Origin of the sequence: Microbacterium sp. LWO14-1.2 (assembly GCF_038397715.1) — a bacterium.
Classification (GTDB): Bacteria; Actinomycetota; Actinomycetes; order Actinomycetales; family Microbacteriaceae; genus Microbacterium.
Genome location: NZ_CP151633.1, coordinates 356,839 through 381,919, shown reverse-complemented (window position 1 = coordinate 381,919; position 25,081 = coordinate 356,839). Strand labels below are relative to the sequence as shown.

The window sequence follows — 25,081 nt, the reverse complement described above, 5'->3', positions numbered from 1 at the left end:
TCAGTCCTCAGCGGGGTACGGCACCGGCCACGCGGAATCCGGCACGGGCCAGCCGGCGGCCTTGAGGGCGCGCCGTGCGAGCTCACGGGCGGAGTACGGGGTTCGGACCCCGCGGATGTCGCGGTAGTCCTGGTGCCCCGGTCCTGCCCAGAGGATCGCGTCGCCGTCGCCGACCATCGCCACGGCGGCTTCGATCGCGCGCTCGGGCGGCGAGTACTCGTGGATCTCGGCATCCGGTCGTGCCGCACGCGCTCCCGCGACGAGGGTCGCCCGGATGGAGTCGGGGTCCTCGAAACGCGGATGGTGATCGGTCACGACGAGGATGTCGCTGCCTTCGACGGCGGTGCGGGCCATGTCGTAGCGCTTGCTCGCGTCACGGTCGCCGTCGGCGCCGAACAGCATCAGCACCGTGCCCGGAGTGACACGTCGCACGGCGGCGAGTGTCTTCTCGAACGCGTCAGGCGAGTGTCCGAAGTCGACGAACACGGCTGGACCGCGTTCGCCGGAGACGAGTTGGGTGCGTCCGGGAAGATGCGCCCGGATGCCTCCGTCGCGATCGAGAGCGGCGATGATGCGATCCCAGGCGTATCCGCCCTCGAGCAGCATCACGATCGCCAGGGCGGCGTTCGCCGCCATGTGCGGACCGATGACCGGCACCGTCGTCGTGAGGGTGCCCGCCGGGCCCGTCATCGTGAACGTCGTGCCGGAGGCGCGCTCATCGTCGACGGAGACGACCCAGTCGGCGCGGGCCGACGAGGAGGGGTCCGCGGCGATCGCCGGGGTTCCGACCGTGACGACGGGGATCTCCGCACGCTCGACGACCGTGGCTCCCGACGGGGAGTCGACGCAGACGACCCCGCGCACAGCCCGGTCGGGACGGAAGAGCGGCAGCTTCGCCTCGAAGTACTCCTCCATGTCGGCGTAGTCGTCGAGGTGGTCGTGGCTGAGATTGGTGAACCCGGCGACGTCGAAGCGGATGCCGTCGACGCGGTGCCGCGACAGCGCCTGGGCGCTGACCTCGACGGCGACGGCCTCGACGTCGCGTTCGCGCATGAGCGCCAGGAGAGCGTGCATCTCGGATGCCTCGGGCGTGGTGAGGCGCGACACGATGACCTCGCCGGCGATGTGCCGCTCAGCGGTCGACGACAGGCCCGTGACCACACCGAGCTGGTCGAGGATGCCTTCGAGCAGGTGGGAGACGCTCGTCTTGCCGTTGGTGCCCGTGGTGCCGAAGAGGAGGGGCAGTGGGTCGCCGGCGCCGGTGCCGTAGACCCAGGCGCTGAGATCGCCGAGGATGCCGCGCGGGTCCGAGACCACGAGCACGGGCAGACCGGCGGATGCCGAGATCTCGGCGCCGGCCGCGTCGGTGATGATCGCGACAGCGCCCTTCTCGGCGGCGGTCTCGGCGAACTCGGCGCCATGACGGTTCACACCTCGGATCGCGACGAAGGCTTCGCCGGCGCGGAGGTCGGCGGTGGCCAGGGTGATCCCGGTCAGGGTCACGCCGTCGGTGTCGCCATGCACCTCCTCGGCGAAACGAGAGGCGAGTTCGGACAGCTCGCGCCGGGGCGGGTTCGCGGGGCGGAGCACGGGAGGCAGGCTCGGTTGTTGTTCAATCGACATGTCGCGTCCATGATCTCACGGCTCGCACGCCGAGCCCGGGTGCGGCGCGGTGGCCGACGTCGCGGTGCGACCCCTCCGGACGCATCCGGAGGGATCGCATCGGACGATCAGGCCTTGCGGCGGTATGCCATCACCGACACGACGAGGGCGGCGAGCCCCGCCACGAGACCGGCAGATCCGAGCACGACGGGGGTCGGGTCGGCTGCGGCGTCGTCGTCGGAATCCGTCTCGGCGTTCACTGCGCCGGTCGCCGTGCCGTGCTCGGCGTGATCGCCGCTCGCGGCCGCCACGTGCACGACGGGTGCAGGCGCGTCCAGGCTGTGCGGGTCCTCGCCGTCCTCCGCGAGCTGCGTCCACTCCGTGCTGCCCGTCTCGCAGGTCTGCACCACAGGGAAGGCGAGCGTCTCCGGGGTGTCCTCGTCGAGGCCGATCCCCATGCTCACGGCTCCGCGGAGACCGTTCGGCACGGGCGTGACCGCCGTGTACGTGACGGCGCTCACGAGGCCGTCGTCTCCGCGTTCGACGTCGATGGACCAGTCGCTGTCGACGGTCGGAGCGACCGAGGCGAGCCCGTCGGGCATCGTGATCCGCAGTGACGTCGTGGGCGACTCCTCGCAGCCGTGGGAGAACGCGAAAGTGAGCACGCCGTGGTCTCCCGCGGCCAACTCGTCGGGACTGACGGTGACGTGCGCGCTCGCCATGGCGGGCACGGCGATCGCGAGAAGCGCCCCGGTGACGGCACCGGCGGCGAGCGTGCGCCGTGGCAACCGGCGACGGGGCACGGATGAACGATCGGCGGATGAATGGCTGGCGGACGACGACGACGTGAAGAGGGATGAACGCATGGTGGTACTCCTGATTGCTCGAATGCGGGGCGCGACGGATGCGCGCCGACCCGCGGAAGAAGACGCCTCGGCGCGAGCGAGACGAAGGGAGGGGAGATCAGGCGTTCAGCGGTGGGCCACGGCGGGAGAGGGGCCGCAGTACGGCATCGGCGAGAACGAACCGCGCGGTCACGATCGGACGCGCGGGCGAGCGGTGGGCTGCCGGGGTCGACATCGCGGCGAGCCGAAGACGCGCGAGCATCCACGACGCCACACGGCGCACGACGGCCTCACCGCGCCAGAGCAAAGCGGTGGTGAGCGCCGCCGCGACCACGTGCGCGGCGATCATCAGTGCATCGGGTGCACCGACCGCGGCGACAGGACCCAGCGACGCGAGATCCAGATGGTGTGCATGGCCCAGCACGGCCGCGTCGGCGGTCGGCGCACCGAGCGCTTGGAAGACGGAATGGAACACCACCTGGCTCACGACGACCGTCGCGGTGAGTCGCGTCAGCGAGGGACGGATGCCGACCACCAGCGCCGCGGCGGACACGAGCAGCGCGGCGACGGAGAGGATGAGCAGCGGATGCGGTGCCGCACCGCCGGCCACCGTGTGCGAGACGGCCGCCAGGAGCGTGGCGACCGAGGTCGCGAAGGCAGCGCGCAGGAGTCGGAGCTGCCGGGTGGTCACGCAACAACCCTAACCGGATACCGTGCCTGCGCCGTCGGCACGGTCAGGAGGTATGTGGGCGGATTCCTAGGCGGGCGGCAGTAGCGTGGGGGAGTGGAAGCACTGCTCTATCTGGCCGGCATCGTGTTCATGCTGATCGGCCTCGGGCTGTCGATCGGCCTGCACGAGATCGGACACCTCGTTCCGGCGAAGCTGTTCGGCGTGCGCGTGGGCCAGTACATGATCGGCTTCGGCCCCCGTCTGTGGTCCAAGCGGATCGGCGAGACGGAGTACGGCTTCAAGCTGCTCCCGCTCGGCGGATTCATCTCGATGTCCGGCATGTATCCGGCATCCAGCACCGCCGGCCCCGCCAAGGGAGTCTTCCGCGCACTGGTGCAGGACGCCCGCTCTGCCAACGACGAGACCATCGCCGAGGGAGCCGAGGACCGCGTCTTCTACCGGCTGCCGGTGTGGAAGCGCGTGATCGTCATGCTCGGCGGTCCGCTCATGAACCTCCTGCTCGCGGTCGTCATCTTCACGGTCCTCGTCGCCGGCATCGGCGTGCAGCAGGGCACGACGACCATCGCCTCGGTCAACCAGTGCGTCCTGCCCGCGGGATCCACCGCGACCGAGTGCGCGCCCGGTGACCCGGCGACCCCGGCCGCCGAGGCGGGCATCAAGCCGGGCGATGTGCTCGTCTCGATCGACGGCCGAGCCGTCTCGACGTTCGCTGAGGCGACCGCGATCGTGCAGGGCGCTCCCGGGGAGACCCTCGAGCTCGTCGTGCGCCGCGACGGTGCGGACAAGACGCTGAGCATCACACCCGTCGAGGCGGAGCGCACACTGACCGACGCCAGCGGTCAGCCCCTGCTCGACGACGACGGACAGCCCGTGATCAAGGAGGTCGGCTACGTCGGAATGGCCGCCCAGATGGGGTTCGTGCAGCAGCCGCTCATCGCCGGTCCCGAGATGGCCGGCGACACGGTCGCGCGCGTCGGTTCGCTGATCCTCACCCTTCCGGTGCGGCTGTGGGACGTGGGCGTCTCGCTCGTGACCGGTGGCGAACGCGACCCCAACGGCCCGCTGAGCGTGGTCGGAGTCGGTCGGCTGGCCGGGGAGGTGGCTGCGACGGACGCACCGATCCTGAACCGCTTCTCGGTGCTGCTCGGCCTGCTGGGCTCGCTGAACGTCGCCCTGTTCGTCTTCAATCTGATCCCGCTGCTCCCGCTCGACGGCGGTCACATCGTGGTCGCGCTGTGGGACGGCATCCGTCGGGCCTGGGCCCGCCTCTTCCGCCGACCCCCGCCCGCCCCCGTGGACGCGACACGGCTCGTGCCGCTCACGGTGGTCGTCGCGACACTCCTGATCGCCATGGGCGCGCTGCTGCTCGTGGCCGACCTCTTCAACCCGGTGAAGCTGCTCGGCGGCTGAGCGCAGACGCGCCGTCGTCAGGCGACGGCGTGCTCGACCAGGCGATGCAGCGTGCGGATACCGTCACGCGACAGGATCGACTCGAGGTGCCCCTGCACCGACGCGAAGCCGTCGCCGCGCAGCGCGTAGACGTCGCCGCTCTGCGGATCGGCCGAGACCTCGGCACCCGCCACGGAGGTCGTCGCGGGCTGCACGCGCGCCGTGAAGGTGTTGTAGAACCCGATCGACGCATCCTCTCCGAACACCGGGACGGACTTCTGCAGCCCCTGGTGCGGTGCAGCCAGCGGAGCGAGGTCGATGCCCAGGCGATCGGCGAGGATCTGGTGGCTCAGGCACACCGCCAGCAGCGGACGGTGCGCGTCGAGGCGGCGTGCGACCACCTCGCGCATCCGGGCGATGCGCGGGCTGTCGCCGTCGCGGGGGTCGCCCGGTCCCGGGCCGGCGACGACGAGGTCGGCGGCGTCGACGGCAGCATCGTCGACAGAGCTCCACGGCGCGATCGATACGTCGAGCCCGAGGTGCCGGAGCTGGTGGGCGAGCATCGTCGTGAAGCGGTCCTCGGCATCGACGACCAGGGCGCTGCGTCCGCTGAACGGACCGGTGAAGTCCTCGCCCTGCGGGTTCATCCAGAAGTCCGCGAGCCGCGCGTTGCGAGACGACAGCAGGGCGGCGATCGTCGGATCGTCGGCGAGTGCGCGTCTCTCGCCCGGCTCGTCCGCATCCTCGCGCGCCTCGGCGGCCGCGTCGCGATCGATCGCCCCGATCGCGCCGAGCACGCCCGCGGCCTTCCCGTGCGTCTCCGAGACCTCGCCGTGCGGGTCGGAGTGCCGCACGAGGGTCGCGCCGACCGGCACGCTCAGCGCTCCGTCCTGCACGTACACGGTGCGGATGAGGATGGGGGCGTCGAGGTCGTGACCGCCGTCGCCGTTCGGGGTGAAGAGAGCTGCGACCCCCGAGTAGTATCCGCGCGGTTTCGCCTCGTGGCGACGGATCACGGCGCAGGCGTTCTGCATCGGCGAACCGGTCACCGTCGGCGCGAACATCGTCTCGCGCAGGATGTCGCGGGGGTCGAGGCGGCTGCGCCCCCGCAGCATGTACTCGGTGTGCGTGAGCCGCGACATCTCCTTGAGGTGCGGGCCGGTGATACGCCCGCCGTCGGAGCAGACGGCGCTCATCATCTTGAGCTCCTCGTCCACCACCATGAACAGCTCCTCCGTCTCCTTCGTCGAGGAGAGGAAGTCGGTGAGCGTCTCACGGGTGGCGCCACCGGCGGGGTGGCGGAACGTGCCCGAGATCGGGTTCATGGTGACCACGCCCTCCCGCGCGACCACGTGCGCCTCGGGGCTGGCGCCGACCGCGATGCGGCCGGGTGTCACGACGGCGAACGTCCAGTACGCGCCGCGCTCGTGGGCGAGGAGGGCGCGGAACCATGTGAGCGCAGCGGTGCGATCGTCGACGTCGATCTCGGCGGTGTAGTCACGGCGGATGACGAAGTTGGCGCCCTCGCCGCGGCCGATCTCCTCGGCGATCACGGTCTTCACGATCTCGGCATAGCGTTCGTCGCTGATGTCGAAGCCGCCGTCGCGCAGCGGCACGGCCGCACTCGGCAGGGCCGACAGCACCTCGGCCGTGGGTAGGTGCACGTGCTCGTCGACGACGATGCACCGCAGCGGGGCTCCGTCGTCCTGCGCCACGAAGCCGCGCTCCCGCACCTGTCGGTAGGGGACGAGGGCGAAGATCTCGCGGGGGGTGCCGTCGATCGTGAGCGGGATGTCGGCCAGCAGGTCGACGTCGACGACCTGGCCGGTGAGCAGCTCGACGGTGTCAGCACCGTCGCGCGCGATCAGCACGAACGACGCCTCCGGGTCGGCGGTGAGCTCGGCGAGGCGGGTGAGGGTCATCGGGGTCTCCTGTGCGTGGCTCCGGCTCGGCTCAACGAAAAGACCGCCCCGGAGGCGGTCTGGATTCGTGGGAACGCGAACACACCGCCTAGGAGGCGGGCCACCAGGTGACGTTCGCGAGCATAGGGGCGAAACTACCACACCGGTGCGACCGCGCCGGGGCGGATGACGCCCGTGCGGCATCCAGCCCCCGTGCATCCAGGCGGCGTAGGCTGGGAGCGTGCCAGCAGTCAATCTCGGGATGCCGAAGGTCCCTGAAGTCCTCGCCCCTCGTCGCAAGTCGCGCCAGATCAAGGTGGGCAAGGTGCTCGTCGGCGGCGACGCCCCGGTGAGCGTCCAGTCGATGACCACCACGAAGACCACGGACATCAACGGAACTCTGCAGCAGATCGCCGAGCTCACGGCATCCGGTTGCGAGATCGTGCGTGTGGCCGTGCCGTCGCAGGACGACGCCGATGTGCTGCACATCATCGCGAAGAAGAGTCAGATCCCGGTCATCGCCGACATCCACTTCCAGCCGAAGTACGTCTTCCAGGCCATCGACGCCGGATGCGCCGCCGTGCGCGTCAACCCCGGCAACATCCGGAAGTTCGACGACCAGGTCGGCGAGATCGCCAAGGCCGCGAAGGATGCCGGTGTCTCGCTGCGCATCGGCGTCAACGCCGGATCGCTCGACCGACGTCTGCTCGAGAAGTACGGCAAGGCCACCCCCGAAGCGCTCGTCGAGAGCGCCGTCTGGGAGGCATCGCTGTTCGAGGAGCACGACTTCCACGACTTCAAGATCTCCGTGAAGCACAACGACCCGATCGTCATGGTGAAGGCCTACCGCCAGCTCGCCGAACGGGGCGACTGGCCGCTCCACCTCGGTGTCACCGAGGCGGGGCCCGCGTTCCAGGGCACGATCAAGAGCGCCACGGCCTTCGGCATCCTGCTGGGCGAGGGTATCGGAGACACCATCCGCGTCTCCCTGTCCGCGCCGCCCGCGGAAGAGGTCAAGGTGGGTCACCAGATCCTGCAGTCGCTGAACCTGCGGGAGCGCAAGCTCGAGATCGTGTCGTGCCCGTCGTGCGGCCGTGCCCAGGTCGACGTCTACACGCTCGCGGAAGACGTGACCGAGGGACTCAAGGACATGACCGTGCCGCTGCGCGTCGCCGTGATGGGCTGCGTCGTCAACGGGCCTGGTGAGGCGCGAGAGGCCGACCTCGGCGTCGCCTCCGGCAACGGCAAGGGACAGATCTTCGTCAAGGGCGAGGTCATCAAGACCGTGCCGGAGGCCGACATCGTCGCGACGCTCATCGAGGAGGCGAACCGCATCGCCGCCGAGATGGGTCCCGAGGCACCGCTCGGCACCGCGCAGGTCGTGACCGCGTGACAGCGGCCGTCCCCGCCACGCGAGTCTCATTCGCGGGCGGTGCGGTCGAGGGAGCCGGAACGGTTCTGCGCATCGAAGCCTCCTCCGCTGGCGCTGTGGTGATCGTCGACGAGACGCCGTTCCACCCGGTCGACCACACGTGGCCCGATCAGCCGGGCGACAGCGGCGAGATCAGGTTCGACGGCCGAGCCGTGCGTGTCACCGAAGCGGTGATGGCCGCGGTCTCCGACGAGGGTGTGTTCGCCCTCGGTACCGATATCCCGGTCAAGCGCGGCGTGGAGGGCTGGACGTGGCTTGTCGCACACCCCATCGAGGGTGATGCCCCTGACTGGCTCGTCGAAGGAGCGCGCGTCGAGCTCGTGGTCGACGAGGCGCGCCGCGCGGGGCTGAGCCGTGGTCACACGGCCTGCCACCTGGCGTCGCTCGCGCTCGACGGCGCGCTCGCAGACCTCTGGCGGAAAGATCCGGGGGAGGATGCTCTCGGCAGCCCGGATTTCGAGGGCAGAGCCAATCAGACGAGTCGCATCCGCGAAGACGGAGCCGTCGACGAGTACCGCCTCGGCAAGAGCCTGCGTCGCGCAGGCTTCGACACCGAGACCTTCGCCGCGACCATCGCGGAGCGGGAAGACGCGATCAACGCGCGCCTCGCCGAGTGGGTCGCGTCGGGAGCCGTGAGCCGCGTCGTCCCCGACGGACCGACGATCGTCGACCGGCGCACCTGGCATTGCGAGCTCCCCGAGGGGACCGCCGACATCCTCTGCGGAGGCACGCACACGGGGTCGCTCGACGAGTTCGCGCAGATCACCGTGTCGCTCGACCTCGCCGACCCGCAGCAGCTCGTGATGACGACCACGGTCATCGCCGCCTGAGTCTCAGCGCACGAACCCGTCCTGCGGCGAGGTGGTCCATCCGCCGAGCATACGTCAGAGCGCGAACTCGACGGAGCCGGTCGCGATGTCGGCGCTGATCACGCGGAGCCGGACGACGGCGCCGGCCACCGTGCCGGGCGGGATCGGTGAGGATGCGGTGACGGCCGGATCGGCGATCTGCACCGTGCCGCGCTCGCCCCGGGCCTCCACCACCGTCGCGTCGATCGTCGAGCCGACGAGCGGTGTCAGCAGCGCCGCTTCGACGCAGTTGACCGTCTGGGAGTCGAGCTTCGACGCACGCTGCCCTGACTCCTGCATGAGGTCCGGGATCCCGGCCAACGACTCCCGCACCCATGCCGGGACCTCCGATCCCTCGGAGACGGCCAGACAGATGACGAGCGACCAGCGGTCGACCAGCCGCCGAAGCGGAGCGGTGGCGTGCGCGTAGGGGGCGGCGATCGCGGCCTGCTCGGTCTCGGCCGGTACGGCTCCGTCGAACGTCACGTAGCCTGCGCCTCGGAACAGCGTCGCCGCCGCCTGGAGGACGGGCAGCGTGAGCGGATCGGCACGATCCAGGTCGCGCAGATAGTCGCCGTAGCGCCCCGTCGTCCACGGTCGTCCGAGTGCCTCCGTCTGCCGGCGGAAGGTCGCGAACGCCTGCTCGTCGGGCTGCGGCATCGTGCGCAGGATGCCGATCTTCGCGTCGAGCATGAAGGATGCCGCGGCCATGCCCGTCATAAGGGAGAGCTGCGCGTTCCACTCCTCGACGGGGAGCGGATGACGCCGTTCGATGGCGTAGCCGCCGTCGGGTGTGCGCACGACCTCCTCGTCGGGGAGGTTGAGGCTGGCACCCCCGCGAAGTCGCTCCTGCTCGATGCGCAGACCGCCGATCTCGGGCAGGAGCTCGGCGGGCCCGCCATCGCCGCGGTCGATCGCTGCCTGAGTCGTGGGGTAGTCGAGCTGGACGTGCGAGCGGATGAGCGCGCGCTCCAGTCGGAAACCCTCGACGAGTCCCTCCGAGCCGAGGTCGAAGGTCCAGACGAGTGCGGGACGATCCAGGTCGGGCAGGAGCGACGCGCGATTCTCGCTGAGCACCCGCGGGTGCAGCGGTATCGACCCGTCCGCGGCGTACAGGGTCTGACCTCGGCGGCGTGCCTCTGCGTCGACTGCGCCGCCCGGCTTCACGAACCCCGGGACGTCGGCGATCGCGTACCGCACCGCGTAGCCGGAGCCTCGACGCTCGAGATGGAAGGCCTGATCGAGGTCGCGAGATCCCTCGGGATCGAGCGTCGCGAAGGGGATGTCGCGCAGATCGAGTGCCGGCGTCGGCGCGGTCGCCGCTTCCGCCTCGGCGATGACCTCCTCGGGGAACTCCGCTGGCGCGTCGAGGGATTCCCGCAGGGCCGCCAGCGCCGAAGCGAGCTCGGTCTGCGCGGCGGAGGGGGCGACATGAGAGCGGCGCTGAGGCATGACCCCACCCTAGGCGGAGGCGAGGACATGCGATCCGCGGCGTGACGTGCGTCGTATCGGCCCCCGCGGACGCGTGGCGCGTTAGCGTGGGGACATGACCACTGCTGACAAGGCCAAGACCCTCATCGGACTCTACGAAGCCCCCGAGATCCTCCGCGTCGTGAACGTGTGGGACGTCGTCTCCGCGCGCGCCGTCGCCGCCCTGCCCGAGACCAAGGCGATCGCGACGGCCGGCCACGGCGTCGCCGCCTCCTTCGGCTATGAAGACGGCACCACTCCGCGCGAGGTGATGATCGACATGGTCGGGCGCATCGCCGCATCCGTCTCCGTTCCCGTCACGGCCGACCTCGACGACGGATACGAGGACGCGGGGGAGACCACCCGACTCGCGATCCAGGCCGGCGTGGTCGGCGCGAACGTCGAGGACCGCCTGAAGCCGTTCGACGAGTCCGTCGCGGTCGTTGAGTCCATCGTCAAGGCGGCGGAGGCCGAGGGCGTGCCGTTCGCGCTCAACGCCCGCACCGACGCCTTCGTGCGCGCAGGCCACCGTCCCGTCGCCGAGAGCGTCGCCGACGCGATCCAGCGCGGGAAGGCATTCCTGGACGCGGGTGCCACCGCTGTCTTCGTTCCCGGAATGCTCGACGCGGCCGTCACGCGCCAGCTCGTGGAGGGCATCGGGGAGGGCAAGGTCAGCGTGATCGGGCTGCCCGGCGCGCTCGCCGCATCCGAGTACGAGAAGCTCGGCGTCACGCGCATCTCGTACGGCCCCCTCCCGCAGCGCGTCGCGCTGACCGCGGTGCAGGAACTCGCAGCGAGCCTCTACGCGGGCGGCGTCATCCCGCAGGGACTGCCCGCGCTCAACTGACCTCGTGAGGACGGGTGGCCACCGGTCACTAGACTTGGCCCGTGGTCACTCGTCTCTCGAACTTCTTCCTCCGTACGCTCCGCGAAGACCCTGCCGGTGCAGAGATCGCGAGCCACAAGCTCCTGATCCGCGCCGGGTACATCCGCCCGCAGGCGGCCGGGATCTTCGCCTGGCTGCCGCTCGGCCTCCGGGTGAAGGCTCGGATCGAGAAGGTCGTCCGCGAGGAGATGGCCGCTGCCGGTGCGCAGGAGGTCCACTTCCCGGCGCTCATGCCGCGGGAGGCGTACGAGGCGACCGGTCGCTGGGAGGAGTACGGCGACCTGCTCTTCCGCCTCCAGGACCGCAAGGGCGGCGACTACCTGCTCGCGCCGACGCACGAAGAGGCCTTCACGTTGCTGGTGAAGGACCTGTACTCGTCGTACAAGGACCTGCCTCTCACGATCTACCAGATCCAGGACAAGTACCGCGATGAGGCCCGGCCCCGCGCCGGGCTGCTGCGCGGACGCGAGTTCACGATGAAGGACGCCTACTCCTTCGACTCCTCGGATGCCGGGCTGGACGCCAGCTACCAGGCCCAGCGCGACGCCTACGAGCGCATCTTCCAGCGCCTCGGTCTCGAGTATGCGATCGTGCAGGCGGATGCCGGAGCCATGGGCGGTTCGCGCAGCGAGGAGTTCCTGCACCCGACGCCGGTCGGCGAGGACACGTTCGTGCGCAGTGCCGGTGGCTACGCCGCCAACGTCGAGGCGTTCACGACGCCCGTCCCCGCAGCCGTCCCGTTCGACGCCGACGCGGCTCCCGTGGTCTTCGATTCGCCCGACACGCCGACCATCGAGACCCTCGTGGCGCACGCGAACGCCCATCTCGACGGCGAGTACACCGCGGCGGACACGCTCAAGAACGTCGTGCTCGCGCTCACCCACCTCGACGGCACCCGCGAGCTCGTCGTCGTCGGCATCCCCGGCGACCGCGAGGTCGACGAGAAGCGCGCCGAGGTGGCGTTCGCCCCGGCCGAGGTCGAGACGGCGACGGCGGACGACTTCGAGAACAACCCGCTGCTCGTCAAGGGATACATCGGGCCCTGGTCCGAGACCGGCGCCGTGCTGGGTGAGGAATCGGCCACGGGCATCCGCTACCTCGTCGACCCGCGCGTGAGCGAGGGCACGAGCTGGATCACCGGCGCGAACATCGATCAGAAGCACGCGCACTCGGTGGTCGCCGGGCGCGACTTCGAGGCCGACGGCATCGTCGAGATCGCGAACGTGCGCGCCGGCGACCCCGCGCCCGACGGCTCGGGCCCCGTCGAGCTCGCGCGGGGCATGGAGATCGGTCACGTCTTCCAGCTCGGTCGCAAGTACGCCGAGGCGTTGGGCCTCAAGGTGCTCGACGAGAACGGCAAGCTCGTCACGGTCACCATGGGGTCGTACGGCATCGGCGTCACCCGCATCCTCGCGATCATCGCCGAGCTGAACAACGACGACAAGGGCCTCATCTGGCCTGCATCCGTCGCCCCGTTCGACGTGCAGGTCGTCGCGGCGGGCCGCGACCAGGTCGCGTTCGACATCGCCGCCGACATCTCGGCCCAGCTCGAGTCCGCGGGCCTCGACGTGCTCTACGACGACCGCCCCAAGGTCTCGCCCGGAGTGAAGTTCGGCGACGCGGAGCTCGTCGGCGTCCCCAGGATCGTCATCGTGGGGCGCGGCGCCGCCGACGGGCAGGTCGAACTCTGGGACCGCCGAACGGGTGACCGCGACACGGTCTCGATCGCCGAGGCGGTGAGCAGCCTCACGACACGGTGAGAGCCGATGCCATGACCGACGGACAGCTGCCGGACGCGCTGAGCGCCGAGATCAACGCCGTGCTCGACGAGGCGGGCGTGCTGACCGACCGTCGGCTCGTGATGCGCATGATGCGCACGGCGATCCAGCTCGGCGAGGACGATACGGAGCGGCTCGATCTCAAGATCGCCTCGGCGGCGCTCGCGGAGATGCGCGACGCGTTCCGGCTGTTCGCGCCGTACCGGGGCGTTCCGAAGGTGACGGTGTTCGGATCCGCGCGCACGCTGCAGGACGATCCGCTCTATCTCCAGGCCCGAGATGTCGCCGCCTCGCTCGCGTCCGACGGGTGGATGGTGGTCACCGGGGCGGGGCCGGGCATCATGCAGGCAGCCGCGGAGGGAGCGGGTCCCGCGCTCTCCCTCGGCGTCTCGATCCGCCTGCCGTTCGAGGAGAAGGCGAACAGCCTCGTCGCGGGCAGCGATCACGTGGTCGCGATGAAGTACTTCTTCACCCGCAAGCTCATGCTCATCAAGGAGTCGAGCGGGTTCATCTGCCTCCCCGGCGGCTTCGGCACCCTCGACGAGATGTTCGAGCTGCTCACTCTGCAGCAGACGGGCAAGGCAGAGCCCACCCCGATCGTGCTTCTCGACGAGCAGGGCGGAGACTTCTGGAGCGGGCTCCAGAAGTTCGTCGACGAGCACCTCGCACCGACGGGGGTCATCTCTCCCGGCGACTTCGACCGGGTGGTGGTCACCGACTCCGTCGACGCGGCGGTCAGGGAGATCGCCGGTTTCTGGCGGAACTACGACTCGCTGCGGTGGGTCGGCGACACGCTGATCCTCCGGCTGAGGGCCGAGCCGACGGATGCCGAGATCGACGACCTCAACGAGCGCTTCTCGGGGATGCTGACGAGCGGGCGGATCGAACGGACCTCGCCGCGGTCGCCGGAGGTGACCGACGACGACGTGCTCGAGCTGCCGCGCCTCGCACTGCACCTCGATCAGCGCCAGGTCGGCAACCTGTTCCGGCTGATCGGAGCGATCAACTCGCTGCAGACCGCTCCCGCTGTCTGATCCGCTCCGCGAAGGCGGAGAGGTCGACCGGCGTTCCGAGGATCCGCTCCGCCGCCCGGTGCCCGGAGTAGAGCGCCGCACCGACCGTCGCCGGCTCGTCGCCCCAGGTCGCCTCACCGGCGAAGTGCAGCACGCCGTCCACGGGGCCTGCGAGCTGATCGTGGTCATGGTGCGTCGATCCGACGGCGAGATGCGAGTACGAGCCGACCGAGTAGGCGTCCTGACCCCACCGGGTGATCCACTGCGCGGTGGGCTCCGCGGCATCCGGGTACAGGCGTCGCAGGGCGCCGAGGGCGTCGGCCGCGATCTCGTCGTCGGAGAGCTGCTGCATCCGTCTGCCGAAGGGACCCGCCGCGAACGTGAGCAGCGTCGGGATGCCGCTCACCGCGGAGACGTCGTACCAGGAGTGCCAGTGCTCTCCGGCTTCGCCCAGCGCGCGCAGCACGTAGCTGTCCGCTCCCCAGAACCTCGCGGGGAACTGCAGGAAGATCTTGTTGAAGACGCCCATGCCGAGGCGGTCGATCGGTCCGGCGATCTCATCCGGCAGGGGAGGGGTGAACGCGATCGAGTCCGCCTTGAGCACTCCGAGGGGGACGGTGACGACGGCCGTGCGGGCGCCGTGCTGCTCGCCGTCGGCGGTCGTCACCACGACCCCGTCGGCCGTGCGGGAGACCTCTGTCACGGTCGAGCCGAGCCGCACGTCGAGACCGGCGGCGATGCGGCGGGGGAGTTCGTCGTACCCGCGGGGGAAGATGACCTCGTCTCCGTCGATCGCGTCCTCGTCGAGACCGTGCGCGTCGAGGTCGCCGATCCAGGCACCGCACTGCTCCTCGACGCGATGGCGGAAGAACTCGCGCACCTCGTCGATGCGCTGAGGGGAGAGTCCCGAGCGATCGAGTGCGCGCTCCGTGACATCGAGGTAGGTGTCGCCGAAGGCCGAGGAGTCGATCTCCTCAGCCAGCAGGCGATCGGCCAGCTCGACGTCGTCGACCCACTGCGCCGAGGCCGCGGCATCCATCGGAGTCCCGTCGTCGGCGAAGTTCTCGATCGGCCGCCCGCCGACCTGGAAGCTCCCCACGGTGTACTCGATGGTGGGGATGTCGAGCGCTCGGACCAGGTCCCAGAGGGGCGAGTCGTCGATCCCGTGGACCCAGGAGGCGCCGAGGTCGACGGGGAACCCTGCCGTGCGGTCGGTGTTCATGCGACCGCCGATCCGGTCGCGTCCCTCGAGCACCAGCACACTGCGCCCGGCGTCGACGAGCATGCGCGCCGCCGTCACGCCGGACATCCCGGCCCCGATCACGATGGTGTCGTACGTGCTCACTGATCCTCCTGCGCATCGTGCACCGCGCCGGCGCGGTCGCCGCCGTGGCATGGGGCGGTGGGGTCAGGGTATCGTGGTACGGATGTCGCGCGTGCGAACCGGCGCGACGAGAGCTGAATAGGGAGTCGTCATGGATATCGAACTGAGCCTGCTGCGTGGGATCGAGAAGGAGAAGGCGATCCCCTTCGACGAACTCGTCGCGATCATCGAACAGGCCATCCTGACCGCCTACGCCAAGCATGTCTCGGCTGACGGGGCGACGCCCGAGGGCGTGCGGGTCGAACTCGACCGCCGCACGGGCCACGTCGCCGTGCTGCAGGTCGTCAAGGACGACGAGGGCGCGGTCATCGGCGAGGAGGAGGCCACGCCGGACGACTTCGGCCGCATCGCCGCCTTCGCCGCCAAGCAGGTCATCAGCCAGCGCCTCCGTGACATCGCCGACGACGCCGTGCTCGGCGAGTTCCGAGGCAAGGAGGGCGACATCGTCGCCGGCGTGATCCAGCAGGGGCCGAACCCCCGCATGATCCACGTCGACCTCGGCTCGGTCGAGGCCATCCTTCCGCCCGAGGAGCAGGTGCCCGGCGAGGAGTACACCCACGGTTCGCGTCTGCGCGTGTACGTCACGAGCGTCGCGAAGGGGCTCAAGGGACCGCAGATCACGGTCTCGCGCACCCACCCCGGTCTCGTGCGCAAGCTGTTCGCGCTCGAGGTGCCCGAGATCGCCGCAGGCCTGGTCGAGATCGTCTCGCTCGCCCGCGAGGCCGGCCACCGCACGAAGATCGCGGTCAAGGCGAACGACCCGTCCATCAACGCGAAGGGCGCGTGCATCGGTGAACTGGGACGCCGTGTCCGTGCCGTGACGGAGGAGCTGGCGGGGGAGAAGATCGACATCGTCGACTACAACCCGGAGCTCGCCGCCTTCGTGGCGAACGCGCTGTCGCCCGCCAAGGTGACGAGCTCGTTCATCCTCGACGCCGGCACGAAGGCCGTCCGCGCGCTCGTCCCGGACTACCAGCTGTCGCTCGCGATCGGCAAGGAGGGGCAGAACGCCCGTCTGGCCGCCAAGCTCACCGGCGCGAAGATCGACATCCAGCCGGACAGCGTCCTGGATTGACCCCGGCCGCACGCCCGACTCGCGCCTCCGGCGCGATGAGGGCGGGAACACAGGTGTAAGATGGAACCCGTACGAACGTGCGTCGGTTGCCGCACGCGTGCTCCCCGCTCCGCCCTTCTCAGGGTGGTGTCCCAGAACGACACCCTCGTCATCGATGAGCGTGCTGTGCTGCCGGGGCGAGGCGCGTGGGTGCATCCGACGCAGGAATGCATGGACGCCGCACTGCGGCGACGTGCTTTCGGACGAGCACTGCGCGTGTCCGGCCACCTGGACACGCAGACCATCGAGAAACAAAGGCTGAACAGCTATGGAAACAAAGTGAACGGCTCGAAATGAGACCCGTCCGCGACTAGTGGTCTGCCCTGTCTGGGCAGACCGACCCCAGACAGGAGAATTGTGGCTGGTAAACCACGCGTACATGAGATCGCCGCTGAATTCGGCGTCGACAGCAAGGTCGCACTTGCGAAGCTCAAGGAACTCGGAGAGTTCGTCAAGAGCCCCTCTTCGACCATCGAACCGCCGGTGGCGCGCAAGCTGCGCGCGGCGATCGAGGCCGACCCCTCGCTGAAGCCCTCGGCCGAGGCGGCGCCCGCCGCCAAGCCCGCGGCCAAGCCGGCTGCAGCGAAGTCCGCTGCGCCGACCCCCGGCCCGAAGCCCGGCCCCAAGCCGGCTCCGGCTCCCGAAGCGCCTGCTGCCGCCGCACCTGCGGCTCCGGCCGACGCTCCTGCGGCGACCCCTGCCCCGGCTGCGAAGCCCGGCCCTGCCGCACCGAAGCCGTCCGACGGAGCGCCCAAGCCTGGCGCACCCCGCCCCGGCAACAACCCGTTCTCGTCCGCGCAGGGCATGGGACATCGTCCCACCGGTCCTCGCCCGGGCAACAACCCCTTCGCCTCGGCGCAGGGCATGGGCCAGCGTCCGACGCCCGGCAACATCCCGCGCCCGCAGGCCCCGCGCCCCGGCGCACCCCGCCCCGGCGCCCCGCGTCCCGGTTCGCCGCGTCCCGGCGCACCCCGCGGCGGTCAGGGCGGTCGTCCCGGTGCTCCGTTCCAGCAGCGTCCGGGCGGCCCGGGTCGTCCCGGCGGTGCAGGCGGCCCCGGTGGTCCCGGCGCACGTCCCGGTGGCGGCGGCTTCGCCGGTCGTCCCGGTGGTGGCGGTCGCGGCCGTGGTCCCGGCGGTGGTACCGCCGGTGCCTTCGGCAAGGGCGGCGGCAAGAGCAAGCAGCGCAAGTCGCGGCGGGCGAAGCGGCAAGAGTTCGAGATGCGGAGTGCTCCGGTCGTCGGTGGCGTCAACGTCACCCGCGGCAACGGAGAGGTCATCCGCATGCGTCGCGGCGCGTCCATCGCGGACTTCGCCGACAAGATCGAGACGCTGACCGGCTACACGGTCCAGCCCGGCACACTCGTGACGATCCTCTTCAACCTCGGCGAGATGGCCACGGCCACCGAGTCGCTGGACGAGGCGACGTTCGAGGTGCTCGGCGAGGAGCTCGGCTACAAGATCCAGATGGTCTCGCCCGAGGACGAGGACAAGGAGCTCCTCGAGGGCTTCGGTCTCGACCTCGAAGCCGAGCTGGAGGCGGAGAGCGAGGACGACCTCGAGATCCGTCCCCCGGTCGTCACCGTCATGGGTCACGTCGACCACGGTAAGACCCGACTGCTCGACGCGATCCGTCAGACCAACGTCATCGAGGGCGAAGCCGGTGGCATCACCCAGCACATCGGTGCATACCAGGTGTGGACCGAGCACGAGGGCATCGAGCGCGCGATCACCTTCATCGACACCCCGGGTCACGAGGCGTTCACCGCCATGCGTGCCCGTGGTGCGCAGGTCACCGACCTCGCGATCCTCGTGGTCGCCGCCGACGACGGCATCATGCCGCAGACGGTGGAGGCGCTGAACCACGCCCAGGCGGCGAACGTGCCGATCGTGGTCGCGGTGAACAAGGTCGACAAGCCCGAGGCCAACCCGGCCAAGGTGCGCCAGCAGCTCACCGAGTACGGCCTCGTCGCCGAGGAGTACGGCGGCGACGTCATGTTCGTCGACGTCTCGGCTCGCGCGGGCACCGGCATCCAGGAGCTCCTGGACGCCGTGCTGCTCACGGCCGACGCCGGTCTCGACCTGACCGCCAACCCGAACAAGGCCGCTCGCGGTGTCGCCATCGAGGCGAAGCTCGACAAGGGCCGGGGTTCGGTCGCCACCGTGCTCATCCAGTCCGGAACGCTCCGCGTCGGTGACGCGATCGTCGCCGGTACCGCGTACGGACGTGTGCGGGCGATGGCCGACGAGAACGGCGAGCAGGTCCTCGAGGCCTACCCGTCCCGTCCGGTGCAGGTGCAGGGTCTGAACTCCGTGCCCCGCGCAGGCGATGTCTTCATCGTCACCGAGGAAGACCGCATGGCCCGCCAGATCGCCGAGAAGCGTGAGGCCGTCGAGCGCAACGCCCAGCTGGCCAAGGCCCGCAAGCGCATCTCGCTCGAGGACTTCACCCGCGCTCTCGAAGAGGGCAAGGTCGAGTCGCTCAACCTCATCATCAAGGGCGATGTGTCCGGTGCCGTCGAGGCGCTGGAGGAATCGCTCCTCAAGATCGAGGTCGACGACTCCGTGCAGCTGCGGATCATCCACCGCGGCGTCGGCGCCATCACCGAGTCGGATGTGAACCTCGCGACGATCGACAACGCGATCATCGTGGGCTTCAACGTCCGCCCCGACACGAAGGCTCGCGAGCGTGCTCAGCGCGAGGGCGTGGACATCCGCTTCTACTCCGTGATCTACAACGCGATCGATGAGATCGAGAGCTCGCTCAAGGGCATGCTCAAGCCGGAATACGAAGAGGTCCAGTCGGGCGTCGCCGAGATCCGCGAGGTGTTCCGCTCCTCGAAGTTCGGCAACATCGCCGGTGTCATCGTGCGATCGGGAACGATCACGCGCAACGCCAAGGCTCGCGTCATCCGCGACGGCGTGGTCATCGCCGATGGTCTCGCCATCGAGTCGCTGCGCCGCTTCAAGGACGACGTCACCGAGGTGCGTACGGACTACGAGGCCGGTATCGGCCTCGGCAAGTACAACGACATCCAGATCGGCGACGAGATCGAGACCACCGAGATGGTCGAGAAGCCTCGCGGCTGATCGGGTTCGATATCTTCGGGCGAGGGTGCGTCACGCATCCTCGCCCGAAGACTTCCCAGGAGGAGAAGGAACACAATGGCTGGTGAACGACAGGCCCGACTCGCGGATCGCATCCGCGTCATCCTCGCCGAGCGGCTGGAGAAGGGGCTGCGCGACCCGCGCCTCGGCTTCGTCACGATCACGGACGTGCGTGTGAGCGGAGACCTGCAGCACGCCTCGGTCTTCTACACGGTGCTGGGCACCGAGGAGGAGCGCGTCGCGAGCGGTGCCGCACTCACGTCGGCGACGGGGATGCTGCGCAGCGAGGTCGGACGACAGCTCAGCACCCGTCTGGTGCCGACCCTCGAGTTCATCCCCGATGCTCTCCCGGAGAACGCGGACCACATCTCCGCGCTGCTCCGTGAGGCTCAGGAGCGTGACGCCGAGGTGGCGAAGCTCGCCTCGTCGGCATCGCACGCGGGCGACGCCGACCCCTATGTGCGCGAGGACGACGACACGCGTTCGTGATGTATCAGCATCTCGCTTGAGAGCGGGAAACCGGTTGCTACCGTCGGCTTGACGAGCACACGCTCGTCTCGACCGGGGGGACGGAAGCGGTGCACGGTGCGCGCGAGCAGCCGGAGGTGGAAGCCTCGGGCGTCATCGCCGTACTCGGCGAACTCCTCGCCGTGGAGCGGGCGTGCGCCCCGCATGTCGTGGCCGCGCTCCACCGTCGACTCGACGGCGACCGCGCAGCCGTCCTGCACGTCGCAGCGCGCCTCGATTCCCCGCAGCGCCGCGGTCTCAGGACTCTTCCTTCGCCGCTGCCGCTCGTTCCGGCGCTCGACACCCCCTTCGCCGGCGTCGCACCGACCGCGACGGAGAGGCGCACGCTCCTGGACCACGCGCTCTGCGCGGTCTCGCCCTGCCCGCCGGCTCCGTGCGGCGGCGGGGAGCAGCGCCGTCCACTCGGCGAACGGATGGCGGCCTGGGCCATCGGCACCAGCTCCACCGACGAGCTCGCCGCTGCCCATCGTCGGCTCAGTGAATCGTCCGCCGCGCGCGGAGACGCGGCGGCGGCTGCCTGGCACCGTGCCTGTGCCGCCGATGCCCAGGATGCCGAGGCAGCGGCCGAGCTGCTTCGCGCGGCCGGGCAGTCCCATCACGGCGACGACTCCGAGCGTGCGCTGCGATTCGCGTCGCTCGCGGCTGAGCACTCGAGCGGGACGCTGCGCGATCAGGCGCTGCTGACCGCGGGGATCTCTGCGATGGGGGCCGGATACGCCGCGGACGCCGCCGCGTGGCTCTCGGAGGTGTTCCGTGACGGGTCGCAGAGCGCGGCGCTCCTCGGCGTCGCGGGACTGCTGGCTGCGGAGACCCATCTGCGTGGAGCGGTGCCGGCTCTCGATCCGGCCTCGCTGCGTCCGGATTCCGGCGACCCCGCCGACTGGTACGCCTATGCCAGGGCGGCCGCTTTCGCTGCGGGGCTGTGCGCGGAGCGCGGCGATCGTGCGGGGGCACGGGAGTGGCTCGACGATCTGCGTCTCGCGACCTCCAAGGCCGGTGCCGAACGCGAGCTGCGCGATCCCGTGGTGTCCATGACCTGGCTGCTGCTCGGCGAGAGCGAGCCGGACGACGCAGCCGGATCCGGCCCTCTCACGGGGTTGGTGTACGGAGCCCTGCGCGCTGCCGCCGGGGGAGATGTCGAGGCCGGTCTGCGCCTCCTCGCCGCCGGCGACTACCGGGGAGCCGACGAACAGGACCCGTTCATCGCGGGCTTCGAGAGGAGCCCGCTCATCGAGGCCCATCGGGCCGTCGCCGAGTCCCTGCTGCTGACCTGGCAGGGAGACATCCGCACGGCCAGAGAGCGTCTCACTGCGGCGGCTCTCGCGCTGCCGATGGCCGTCCCCTTCGCAGGCCTCGGCGTCGTGCTCGCTCGGCGATTGGACCTCGCGGTTCTGGGCAGGCTCGGCCCCGTTGCCCTGTCGTTGACGGCGGCACTGCCGTCACCCTCGAGGATCGATCAGCTCGTCGATCGGGCTCTGCAGGCGCATCTCGAGGGTCGGGCCGACGAGGCCACGACCTTTCTGCGGCTCTGGATCGATCGAGGATCCCCGGAGAGCGTGCTGGCCGTGCCAGGGGTCGACGAAGTCCTCCCGGTCGGCATCGACGTCGACGCGATCCCGAGGCGGAACGTCGAACCGCCGGAGATGGCGCTCGCGCGGCTGCTCCGCCTTCGTGCGTCGACGACTCCGCAGGACATCTGGGTTTCCGAGATCACGCAGATGGAGGAGGAGGCACGCGGCATCCGGTCGCCGTTCGAACGCGCGCGCGTCTCCGCGGCGTTCGGACTCCGTGCCGTCATCCACGACGACGCACGAGGAGGAAGGCGTCATCTCCACGCAGCGCTGGCGCTGTTCGAGGAGTGCGGTGCGCTGGCGTGGGCGAAGCAGGTCGCAGAGCGGCTCCGGATGCTCGATCAGGCGGTGGAGCGCGGCGACGAGCTCGGCGATGCCGTGGCGGCGATCCGCCGGAGGTGGGAGCCCATCCTCACGCGTCGCGAGCTGGAGCTCGCCATGGCGGTGGTGGGTGGCGCATCGAACAGGGAGATCGCGTCGACGTTCACGGTGTCGGTGCGTACGGTCGAGGTGCATCTCGGACGGATCTTCACGAAGCTCGGCGTGCGCACGCGTGTGGAGCTCATGCTGCTCGCTCTGCGCAGCGCCCGTCACGGCTGAACATCGCGGCCCGGCGTCAGCGGGGGAGGGAGAGCATCTCGCCGTCGGCCTCGGCGAGACCATCGCCGATGAGGGAGTCGATCGCTCGATCGCGTTGCTGTGCATCCGGCCAGTCGATCAGAAGCGCTGCCAGGGGGACGCCGTGGGGTGCGGCGTCGCGCAGCGCGCGCAGGATCCTTCCCCGTGCCTGCCGGTCGGACCCCTCGAAGGCCGCCTGACGGCGCCTCGTGTCGCCGGTGTCGGGGCGCCCGGCGGCGACCCACGCGCAGGAACCCAGCAGGGGGCACCGCTCGCATCGGGGGTTCCGGGCGACGCACACGGTCGCGCCGAGTTCCATGGCTGCGGCGTTGAACACGGCAGCGTCCACGTCCGAATCGGGCAGCAGTGCCTCCATCGCCTCCAGATCGCGCCGGGACGGGGACCCGGGTTGCGCCTGCCCCAGCACCGCCCGGGCGATCACGCGACGGGTGTTGGTGTCGACGACGGGATGGCGGTCGCCGTAGGAGAAGACCGCGACGGCGCGAGCCGTGTAATCGCCGATGCCGGACAGACCGAGCAGGGCCGCGACGTCACGGGGGACCACCCCGTCGTGTCGCTCCGTGATCTCGATCGCGGCTCGGTGCAGCCACAGCGCGCGGCGAGGATAGCCGAGGTTCGACCACTGCTGCAGCACCTCCGCCGGGGTCGCCGCAGCGAGCGCGCGCGGGGTGGGCCACTTCGTCAGCCAGGCATCGAGGTGGGGGATCACCCTGGTCACGGGCGTCTGCTGGAGCATGAACTCGCTCACGAGCGTCCCCCAGGCGCCGAAATCGTCATGGAAGGCCGCGCGTCGCCAGGGAAGGTCGCGCGCCGACTCTCGATACCATTCGATCAACGGCTGCGCCTCCATGGGGGTGGAGCGCGGAGTCGAGGACACCTCGACAGCCTAGATCACGCAACATCTGTCGACCGGAGAGAACATGAACACCAAGACCGCAGCGGCCATCCTGACGTTCGCACTGCTGGCCGTCTCAGCGACGGGGTGCGCACCCGACCCAGCGCCGTCATCGACACCGTCGACGGCTGCGAGCGAAGCCTCGTCGCCGTCTCCCTCGCCCACGCTCACGGCCCCCGTGGCCGATCCAGAAGACCCGGCGACGTGGACCGTCAGCGCCGAGGGCGTCGGTCCCGTGGAGATCGGCGGTGACCTTGCTTCGACATTGGCCGAGCTGCCGGACACGTGGAAGAACGACCCGGCGAACTGCTCCTGGACGGCCTGGTGGCAGGAGCCCGGAGCCGGGTATCAGATGTACGTCGTGCGTGGCACCGAGAGTGACACCGCGCCGATCAGTGAGATCTCGGTGAACGCCGGCGGCAACGATCCAGGAGAGTCGACCCAGAGCCCGATGACGGCCGAGGGAGTCGGTCTCGGGGCGTCGAAGGACCAGGTGCTCGCCGCGTACCCCGATGCACAGGAGATCGCGGCACAGATCGGCGACAGCACATTCCTCATGGTGCCCGGAGCCGATCCAGCGCACGTGTTCTTCGAGTTCCGCGAAGGGACCGACGTCGCCTCCAGCCTCGTCGTGACCACGCGCTCCGAGCCGTCCTACGAGGTGTGCGGCTGACGACAGCGCACATCGTAGGCTGGGGGGATGGTCTCGCCCGGCATCCTTCTCGTCGACAAGCCCTCCGGGCTGACCAGCCACGACGTGGTCGCGCGCGTCCGCCGCGCTTTCGGCACCCGCAAGGTGGGCCACGCCGGGACGCTCGACCCGATGGCGACCGGTCTGCTCGTGATCGGCGTCGAAGGGGCGACCCGGCTGCTCACGTACATCGTCGGGGCCGACAAGACATATGAGGCGACGATCCGGCTGGGCTCGACGACGACGACGGACGACGCGGAGGGAGACGCGCTCAGCGAGGCGGATGCCGCCGCTGTCAGTGCGCTGGCGGATCCGCAGCTCGCAGACGGCATCGCCGCTCTGACGGGCACCATCTCGCAGGTGCCGAGCTCGGTGTCGGCCATCAAGGTCGACGGACGGCGTGCGTACGACCGCGTCCGCGCGGGCGAGGACGTGGTGCTGGCAGCCCGCGAGGTGACCGTGTCGCGGTTCGACGAGATCCGCCGTCGCACCGGCGACGGATTCCTCGACCTGGACGTGGTCGTCGACTGCTCGTCCGGCACCTACATCCGCTCGCTCGCCCGCGACCTCGGCGCGGCGCTGGGCGTCGGCGGCCACCTCACGACGCTGCGACGAACCAGGGTCGGGGACTTCGACGTGAAGGATGCCGTGGGCATCGACGATCTCGCCGACGCGGTTCCGCTCACCCCGGCTGCCGCGGCCGCACGAGTCCTGACACCGCTCGCCGTCTCGGCGGACGAAGCCCGCGACCTCCGTCATGGCAAGCGCCTCGCCGGGCAGGCGTCGCGCCTGACCGCCCCCATCGCCGCCGCCATCGATGCGGAGGGCGAACTCGTCGGCATCGTGAGCGCGCGCGGGGCGGACCTCAAGAGCGAGATGAACATGCCCGAGGTGGCGCGATGATCCTGTGGTTGACCCTCGTCCAGGTCGTGGTGGCCGCCGCGGCCGGCGTCTTCTGCGTGGCGCTCGGTCTGGCCGGTCGCCGGCCGAGCGACTACTCGGTCGGCAGCCTCGCCCTGGTCGAGCTGCTGCTCGTCGTGCAGGTGGTCGTCGCGATCGTCGCGCCGTTCGTCGGCAACCCTCCGACCGGCGACCTGCTCGAGTACTGGGTGTACCTGGTCTCCGCGGTGCTGCTCCCGATCGGGGCGGTGCTGTGGGCGCTGATGGAGCGCAGTCGCTGGAGCACCGTGATCCTCGGCGTGGCCGGCCTCGCCGTCGCGATCATGGTGTGGCGCATGTACGCGATCTGGACCATCCAGGTGGCCTGAGCGGCGCCACGCGAGCATCCGGGGCGGCACG

21 protein-coding genes are annotated in these 25,081 nt (G+C 70.2%); 14 read left to right on the top strand and 7 right to left on the bottom strand.

What is annotated here, in order from left to right; translation table 11 throughout:
- The 3 genes from MRBLWO14_RS01960 to MRBLWO14_RS01950 all read right to left on the bottom strand — a co-directional run bounded on the left by MRBLWO14_RS01960 (nt 1) and on the right by MRBLWO14_RS01950 (nt 3,138).
- Nucleotides 1-1,623: a UDP-N-acetylmuramoyl-L-alanyl-D-glutamate--2,6-diaminopimelate ligase gene (locus MRBLWO14_RS01960; protein ID WP_341934807.1), complete on the bottom strand. Its 1,623-nt coding sequence runs from the start codon at nt 1,621-1,623 to the stop codon at nt 1-3.
- A gap of 107 nt (nt 1,624-1,730) precedes the next feature.
- Entirely contained in the window at nt 1,731-2,468 is a 738-nt protein-coding gene (locus tag MRBLWO14_RS01955; RefSeq protein WP_341934806.1) for a YcnI family protein, read from the bottom strand.
- A gap of 97 nt (nt 2,469-2,565) precedes the next feature.
- Nucleotides 2,566-3,138, bottom strand: coding sequence for a hypothetical protein (locus tag MRBLWO14_RS01950; RefSeq protein ID WP_341934805.1), 573 nt, complete (start codon nt 3,136-3,138; stop codon nt 2,566-2,568).
- 93 nt (nt 3,139-3,231) lie between these two features.
- Here MRBLWO14_RS01950 and MRBLWO14_RS01945 point away from each other — a divergent pair, with 93 nt between their 5' ends.
- Nucleotides 3,232-4,548: a site-2 protease family protein gene (locus tag MRBLWO14_RS01945; protein WP_341934804.1), complete on the top strand. Its 1,317-nt coding sequence runs from the start codon at nt 3,232-3,234 to the stop codon at nt 4,546-4,548.
- 17 nt (nt 4,549-4,565) lie between these two features.
- Here MRBLWO14_RS01945 and MRBLWO14_RS01940 read toward each other — a convergent pair whose 3' ends face one another.
- Entirely contained in the window at nt 4,566-6,449 is a 1,884-nt protein-coding gene (locus MRBLWO14_RS01940; protein WP_341934803.1) for a chorismate-binding protein, read from the bottom strand.
- Between the two features lie 241 nt (nt 6,450-6,690).
- On the opposite strand from MRBLWO14_RS01940, the gene ispG reads away from it, so the two are divergent.
- Nucleotides 6,691-7,821, top strand: a complete 1,131-nt coding sequence (gene ispG / locus MRBLWO14_RS01935; RefSeq protein WP_251586420.1) for a flavodoxin-dependent (E)-4-hydroxy-3-methylbut-2-enyl-diphosphate synthase — start codon at nt 6,691-6,693, stop codon at nt 7,819-7,821.
- A gap of 95 nt (nt 7,822-7,916) precedes the next feature.
- A complete protein-coding gene (locus MRBLWO14_RS01930) occupies nt 7,917-8,690 on the top strand; it encodes a hypothetical protein (RefSeq protein WP_341934802.1) in 774 nt (257 codons plus the stop codon).
- Between the two features lie 54 nt (nt 8,691-8,744).
- Here the strand turns inward: MRBLWO14_RS01930 and MRBLWO14_RS01925 are convergent, their stop codons facing one another.
- Nucleotides 8,745-10,160 carry an RNB domain-containing ribonuclease gene (locus tag MRBLWO14_RS01925; protein WP_341934801.1) on the bottom strand — a complete coding sequence of 472 codons (1,416 nt, stop codon included), beginning with the start codon at nt 10,158-10,160 and terminating at the stop codon, nt 8,745-8,747.
- A 94-nt stretch (nt 10,161-10,254) separates the two neighbouring features.
- Between MRBLWO14_RS01925 and MRBLWO14_RS01920 the strand changes: the two genes are divergently transcribed.
- The 3 genes from MRBLWO14_RS01920 to MRBLWO14_RS01910 are packed head-to-tail and all read left to right on the top strand — an operon-like array spanning nt 10,255 to nt 13,876.
- On the top strand, nt 10,255-11,025 hold the full coding sequence (locus tag MRBLWO14_RS01920) for an isocitrate lyase/phosphoenolpyruvate mutase family protein (protein ID WP_341934800.1): 771 nt from the start codon (nt 10,255-10,257) through the stop codon (nt 11,023-11,025).
- A 41-nt stretch (nt 11,026-11,066) separates the two neighbouring features.
- Nucleotides 11,067-12,824: a proline--tRNA ligase gene (locus tag MRBLWO14_RS01915; RefSeq protein ID WP_341934799.1), complete on the top strand. Its 1,758-nt coding sequence runs from the start codon at nt 11,067-11,069 to the stop codon at nt 12,822-12,824.
- An 11-nt stretch (nt 12,825-12,835) separates the two neighbouring features.
- Nucleotides 12,836-13,876 carry a TIGR00730 family Rossman fold protein gene (locus MRBLWO14_RS01910; protein ID WP_341934798.1) on the top strand — a complete coding sequence of 347 codons (1,041 nt, stop codon included), beginning with the start codon at nt 12,836-12,838 and terminating at the stop codon, nt 13,874-13,876.
- On the opposite strand, the gene MRBLWO14_RS01905 is transcribed toward MRBLWO14_RS01910, so the two are convergent.
- Nucleotides 13,845-15,200, bottom strand: a complete 1,356-nt coding sequence (locus tag MRBLWO14_RS01905; RefSeq protein WP_341934797.1) for an FAD-dependent oxidoreductase — start codon at nt 15,198-15,200, stop codon at nt 13,845-13,847. The two genes, MRBLWO14_RS01910 and MRBLWO14_RS01905, sit on opposite strands and share 32 nt — an antisense overlap.
- A 130-nt stretch (nt 15,201-15,330) precedes the next feature.
- On the opposite strand from MRBLWO14_RS01905, the gene nusA reads away from it, so the two are divergent.
- The 5 genes from nusA (at nt 15,331) to MRBLWO14_RS01880 (ending at nt 22,157) form a co-directional block, all read left to right on the top strand.
- Entirely contained in the window at nt 15,331-16,314 is a 984-nt protein-coding gene (gene nusA / locus MRBLWO14_RS01900; RefSeq protein WP_341934796.1) for a transcription termination factor NusA, read from the top strand.
- A gap of 60 nt (nt 16,315-16,374) precedes the next feature.
- Entirely contained in the window at nt 16,375-16,650 is a 276-nt protein-coding gene (locus tag MRBLWO14_RS01895; protein ID WP_096714642.1) for a YlxR family protein, read from the top strand.
- A 60-nt stretch (nt 16,651-16,710) separates the two neighbouring features.
- Nucleotides 16,711-19,440 carry a translation initiation factor IF-2 gene (gene infB, locus MRBLWO14_RS01890; protein ID WP_341934795.1) on the top strand — a complete coding sequence of 910 codons (2,730 nt, stop codon included), beginning with the start codon at nt 16,711-16,713 and terminating at the stop codon, nt 19,438-19,440.
- 75 nt (nt 19,441-19,515) lie between these two features.
- Nucleotides 19,516-19,947: a 30S ribosome-binding factor RbfA gene (gene rbfA / locus MRBLWO14_RS01885; RefSeq protein WP_341934794.1), complete on the top strand. Its 432-nt coding sequence runs from the start codon at nt 19,516-19,518 to the stop codon at nt 19,945-19,947.
- A 116-nt stretch (nt 19,948-20,063) separates the two neighbouring features.
- Nucleotides 20,064-22,157 (top strand): helix-turn-helix transcriptional regulator, encoded by a 2,094-nt coding sequence (locus MRBLWO14_RS01880; protein ID WP_341934793.1) that lies wholly within the window; start codon nt 20,064-20,066, stop codon nt 22,155-22,157.
- Between the two features lie 16 nt (nt 22,158-22,173).
- On the opposite strand, the gene MRBLWO14_RS01875 is transcribed toward MRBLWO14_RS01880, so the two are convergent.
- Nucleotides 22,174-23,046, bottom strand: coding sequence for an A/G-specific adenine glycosylase (locus tag MRBLWO14_RS01875; RefSeq protein WP_341936141.1), 873 nt, complete (start codon nt 23,044-23,046; stop codon nt 22,174-22,176).
- A 70-nt stretch (nt 23,047-23,116) separates the two neighbouring features.
- On the opposite strand from MRBLWO14_RS01875, the gene MRBLWO14_RS01870 reads away from it, so the two are divergent.
- The 3 genes from MRBLWO14_RS01870 to MRBLWO14_RS01860 are packed head-to-tail and all read left to right on the top strand — an operon-like array spanning nt 23,117 to nt 25,050.
- Nucleotides 23,117-23,764 carry a hypothetical protein gene (locus MRBLWO14_RS01870; protein ID WP_341934792.1) on the top strand — a complete coding sequence of 216 codons (648 nt, stop codon included), beginning with the start codon at nt 23,117-23,119 and terminating at the stop codon, nt 23,762-23,764.
- A gap of 27 nt (nt 23,765-23,791) precedes the next feature.
- On the top strand, nt 23,792-24,685 hold the full coding sequence (gene truB, locus MRBLWO14_RS01865; protein ID WP_341934791.1) for a tRNA pseudouridine(55) synthase TruB: 894 nt from the start codon (nt 23,792-23,794) through the stop codon (nt 24,683-24,685).
- Nucleotides 24,682-25,050 carry a hypothetical protein gene (locus tag MRBLWO14_RS01860; protein ID WP_341934790.1) on the top strand — a complete coding sequence of 123 codons (369 nt, stop codon included), beginning with the start codon at nt 24,682-24,684 and terminating at the stop codon, nt 25,048-25,050. Before truB ends, MRBLWO14_RS01860 begins: the two co-directional genes overlap by 4 nt.
- The last annotated feature ends 31 nt before the right edge of the window (nt 25,051-25,081 follow it).

What these genes read in the sequence shown, in the direction of transcription:
- MRBLWO14_RS01925 (WP_341934801.1), bottom strand. Translation starts at nt 10,160, where the DNA reads ATGCCTCAGCGCCGCTCTCATGTCGCCCCCTCCGCCGCGCAGACCGAG.
- ispG (WP_251586420.1), top strand. Translation starts at nt 6,691, where the DNA reads ATGCCGAAGGTCCCTGAAGTCCTCGCCCCTCGTCGCAAGTCGCGCCAG.
- MRBLWO14_RS01960 (WP_341934807.1), bottom strand. Translation starts at nt 1,623, where the DNA reads ATGTCGATTGAACAACAACCGAGCCTGCCTCCCGTGCTCCGCCCCGCG.
- MRBLWO14_RS01955 (WP_341934806.1), bottom strand. Translation starts at nt 2,468, where the DNA reads ATGCGTTCATCCCTCTTCACGTCGTCGTCGTCCGCCAGCCATTCATCC.
- MRBLWO14_RS01860 (WP_341934790.1), top strand. Translation starts at nt 24,682, where the DNA reads ATGATCCTGTGGTTGACCCTCGTCCAGGTCGTGGTGGCCGCCGCGGCC.
- MRBLWO14_RS01910 (WP_341934798.1), top strand. Translation starts at nt 12,836, where the DNA reads ATGACCGACGGACAGCTGCCGGACGCGCTGAGCGCCGAGATCAACGCC.
- MRBLWO14_RS01895 (WP_096714642.1), top strand. Translation starts at nt 16,375, where the DNA reads ATGGAACCCGTACGAACGTGCGTCGGTTGCCGCACGCGTGCTCCCCGC.
- rbfA (WP_341934794.1), top strand. Translation starts at nt 19,516, where the DNA reads ATGGCTGGTGAACGACAGGCCCGACTCGCGGATCGCATCCGCGTCATC.
- truB (WP_341934791.1), top strand. Translation starts at nt 23,792, where the DNA reads ATGGTCTCGCCCGGCATCCTTCTCGTCGACAAGCCCTCCGGGCTGACC.
- MRBLWO14_RS01870 (WP_341934792.1), top strand. Translation starts at nt 23,117, where the DNA reads ATGAACACCAAGACCGCAGCGGCCATCCTGACGTTCGCACTGCTGGCC.
- nusA (WP_341934796.1), top strand. Translation starts at nt 15,331, where the DNA reads ATGGATATCGAACTGAGCCTGCTGCGTGGGATCGAGAAGGAGAAGGCG.
- MRBLWO14_RS01920 (WP_341934800.1), top strand. Translation starts at nt 10,255, where the DNA reads ATGACCACTGCTGACAAGGCCAAGACCCTCATCGGACTCTACGAAGCC.
- MRBLWO14_RS01875 (WP_341936141.1), bottom strand. Translation starts at nt 23,046, where the DNA reads ATGGAGGCGCAGCCGTTGATCGAATGGTATCGAGAGTCGGCGCGCGAC.
- MRBLWO14_RS01940 (WP_341934803.1), bottom strand. Translation starts at nt 6,449, where the DNA reads ATGACCCTCACCCGCCTCGCCGAGCTCACCGCCGACCCGGAGGCGTCG.